Genomic DNA, 3709 nt, shown 5'->3' with positions numbered 1-3709 from the left:
GGAAGTACTGGTTGACCGAACCGTTGAAACGGTTTTCGATTCGACGCAGCTCACCGTAGCGCTCACCCGGGGAGATGTTGCAACCGCTGGAGCAGCCATGGCAGATGCTCGGCGAGAACTGCATGTCCCACTTGCGGTTGTAGCGCTCGGAGTGAGTCTTGTCGGTGAACACACCGGTCGGGCAGACCTCGGTGAGGTTGCCGGAGAACTCGCTTTMCAGTACGCCGTCTTCAACGCGACCGAAGTACACGTTGTCGTGGGCGCCGAACACACCGAGGTCGGTGCCGCCAGCGTAATCCTTATAGAAGCGCACGCAGCGGTAGCAAGCGATGCAGCGGTTCATCTCGTGGGAAATGAACGGGCCCAGTTGCTGGTTCTGGTGGGTGCGCTTGGTGAAGCGGTAACGGCGCTCGTTGTGGCCGGTCATTACCGTCATGTCTTGCAGGTGGCAGTGACCGCCTTCTTCACAGACCGGGCAGTCGTGAGGGTGGTTGGTCATCAGCCATTCAACAACACTGGCGCGGAAAGCCTTGGATTCTTCATCTTCGATGGAGATCCAGGTGCCATCGGTGGCGGGGGTCATGCAGGACATGACGATACGACCACGGGTGTCGTTCTCGTCGGTGTACTGCTTGACCGCGCACTGGCGGCAAGCGCCAACGCTGCCAAGGGCTGGGTGCCAGCAGAAATAAGGGATATCGAGGCCTAGCGACAGACATGCCTGTAACAGGTTGTCTGCCCCATCGACTTCGAGCTCTTTGCCGTCTACGTGGATAGTGGCCATGGTTCAAAGTTCTTCGTTGGCCCGGTGTCAGCGGGCGTGGCTAATGGAATCTTGTATTCGCGTGAATCAACACAGCCGTTGAAGGCGTCCTCACACGAGARGGCGAAGGGCACGGACCCTTCGCCTTTTTAAGCGTTTACGCGCCGATTACGATCGGCCTTGCCAGAGGCGGGACGGCGGCGCTGGTTGGCGCGATGCCGGCTTCAAACYCATGGCGGAAGTATTTGATTGCGCTGCCCAACGGCTCCACGGCGCCCGGTGCGTGAGCACAGAAGGTCTTGCCTGGGCCGAGGAAACCGACCAGACCCAGCAGGGTCTCGATATCGCCGGCTTGCCCTTCACCGTTTTCGATGGAGCGCAGGAGCTTGACGCTCCACGGCAAACCGTCACGGCACGGGGTGCAGAAGCCGCAGGATTCGCGGGAGAAGAACTCTTCCATGTTGCGCAGCAGGGACACCATGTTGACGCTGTCGTCCACCGCCATGGCCAGGCCGGTACCCATACGGGTGCCGACTTTGGCGATGCCGCCGGCGTACATTTGTGCGTCCAGGTGTTCCGGCAACAGGAAACCGGTACCGGCGCCGCCAGGCTGCCAGCACTTGAGCTTGTAACCGTCGCGCATGCCGCCGGCGTAGTCTTCGAACAGCTCGCGACCGGTGACGCCGAATGGCAGTTCCCACAGGCCAGGGTTTTTGACCTTGCCGGAGAAGCCCATGAGCTTGGTGCCCATGTCTTCACTGCCTTCGCGAGCCAACGATTTGTACCAGTCCACGCCGTCGGCGATGATCGCCGGCACGTTGCACAGGGTTTCAACGTTGTTCACGCAGGTCGGCTTGCCCCATACGCCAACGGCGGCAGGGAAGGGCGGCTTGGAACGCGGGTTGGCGCGGCGGCCTTCGAGGGAGTTGATCAGTGCGGTTTCTTCACCGCAGATGTAACGCCCGGCACCGGTGTGGACGAACAGTTCGAAATCGAAGCCGCTGCCCAGGATGTTTTTACCCAGCAGGCCCGCTGCCTTGGCTTCTTCCACGGCACGGTTGAGGTGCTTGGCGGCAGTGGTGTATTCACCACGCAGGAAGATGTAGCCACGGTAGGTTTTCAGCGCGCGAGCACTGATCAGCATGCCTTCGATCAGCAGATGGGGCAGTTGCTCCATCAGCATGCGGTCTTTCCAGGTGTTCGGCTCCATTTCATCCGCGTTGCACAGCAGGTAGCGGATGTTGATGGATTCGTCTTTGGGCATCAGGCCCCACTTAACGCCAGTGGGGAAGCCTGCGCCGCCGCGACCTTTCAGGCCCGAATCCTTGACGGTCTGGACGATGTCGTCCTGAGCCATGTCGGCGAAGGCTTTGCGCGCAGCGGCGTAACCGTTCTTGGCCTGGTACTCGTCGAGCCACACGGCTTCGCCGTCGTCACGCAGACGCCAGGTCAGCGGGTGAGTCTCGGCCGACCGCTTGATGAGGTTGGCTGGGCCGAAGGAAGTCAGGGTCATACGTAGCCCTCGAGCAATTTGGCAACGCCGGCAGGCTGCACATCACCGAAAGTGTCGTCGTCGATCATCAACGCCGGCGCCTTGTCACAGTTGCCGAGGCAGCAGACCGGCAGCAGGGTGAAACGACCGTCGGCGGTGGTCTGACCCAGGCCGATGCCCAGATTGCTCTGGATTTCGCTGRCCACGGACTCGTGGCCGCCGATGTAGCAGACCATGCTGTCGCAGACGCGAATGATGTGACGGCCAACCGGCTGACGGAAGATCTGGCTATAGAACGTCGCCACGCCTTCTACGTCGCTGGCCGGGATGCCGAGGATCTCGCCGATGGCGTACAGAGCGCCATCCGGCACCCAGCCACGTTCCTTCTGGACGATCTTCAGGGCTTCGATCGACGCCGCGCGCGGGTCTTCGTAGTGATGCAGCTCGTGCTCGATGGCCGAGCGCTCGGTTTCACTCAAGGTGAAACGGTCTGTCTGGATAAGCGTGCTGTTCATGCTTAGCGGTCCACGTCGGCCATAACGAAATCGATACTACCCAGGTACGCAATCAAGTCCGCGACCATGCTGCCTTTGATCACCGAAGGGATCTGCTGCAAGTGCGGGAAGCTTGGGGTACGAATCCGGGTGCGGTAGCTCATGGTGCCGCCATCGCTCGTCAGGTAATAACTGTTGATGCCCTTGGTCGCTTCGATCATCTGGAAGGATTCGTTGGCCGGCATGACCGGGCCCCACGAAACTTGCAGGAAGTGCGTGATCAGGGTCTCGATGTGCTGCAGGGTGCGCTCTTTCGGCGGCGGCGTGGTCAGCGGGTGATCCGCCTTGTACGGGCCTTCCGGCATGTTGCGCATGCACTGCTCGATGATCTTGATGCTCTGGCGCATTTCTTCGACGCGCACGATGCAACGATCGTAGGCATCGCCGTTGGCGGCCAGCGGCACTTCAAATTCGAAGTTTTCGTAACCGGAGTATGGGCGAGCCTTGCGCAGGTCGAAGTCGCAACCAGTCGAACGCAGGCCAGCACCGGTGACACCCCATTCCAGGGCCTCTTTGGTGTTGTAGGCGGCGACGCCGATAGTCCGGCCTTTGAGGATGCTGTTGTCCAAGGCGGCTTTCTGGTACTCGTCCAGACGCTTTGGCATCCACTCGACGAAGTCTTTCACCAGTTTTTCCCAGCCGCGCGGCAGGTCGTGAGCGACGCCACCAATGCGGTACCAGGCCGGGTGCAGACGGAAACCGGTAATGGCTTCGATCACCKTGTACGCCTTCTGACGGTCGGTGAACGTGAAGAACACCGGGGTCATGGCGCCGACGTCCTGAATGTAKGTACCCAGGAACAGCAGGTGGCTGGTGATCCGGAAGAACTCGGCCATCATGATGCGGATGACGTCGACCTTGTCGGGTACCTTGATGCCGGCCAGCTTCTCGACCGAGAGC

Annotated in this window: 4 protein-coding genes; all 4 read right to left on the bottom strand. The window is 60.7% G+C overall.

The features are described 5' to 3' along the window. Positions 1 to 784: 2Fe-2S iron-sulfur cluster-binding protein (locus AC1DRJ_RS21500; protein WP_477803912.1), on the bottom strand; the 784-nt coding region annotated here is incomplete at its 3' end. A 136-nt stretch (positions 785 to 920) separates the two neighbouring features. Next, a complete protein-coding gene (gene nuoF, locus AC1DRJ_RS21495; RefSeq protein WP_477803911.1) occupies positions 921 to 2276 on the bottom strand; it encodes an NADH-quinone oxidoreductase subunit NuoF in 1356 nt (451 codons plus the stop codon). Then, positions 2273 to 2770 carry an NADH-quinone oxidoreductase subunit NuoE gene (gene nuoE, locus AC1DRJ_RS21490; RefSeq protein WP_477803910.1) on the bottom strand — a complete coding sequence of 166 codons (498 nt, stop codon included), beginning with the start codon at positions 2768 to 2770 and terminating at the stop codon, positions 2273 to 2275. The genes nuoF and nuoE overlap by 4 nt, the downstream gene beginning before the upstream one ends. 2 nt (positions 2771 to 2772) lie before the next feature. Next, positions 2773 to 3709, bottom strand: a 937-nt coding sequence (locus AC1DRJ_RS21485) for an NADH-quinone oxidoreductase subunit D-related protein (RefSeq protein ID WP_477803909.1), incomplete at its 5' end; no start/stop codon positions are given.

The sequence above is a fragment of the Pseudomonas sp. P5_B2 genome, from assembly GCF_056400445.1.
The sequence above is the reverse complement of the archived record's forward strand: the minus strand, read 5'-3'. Positions and strand labels throughout refer to the sequence as shown.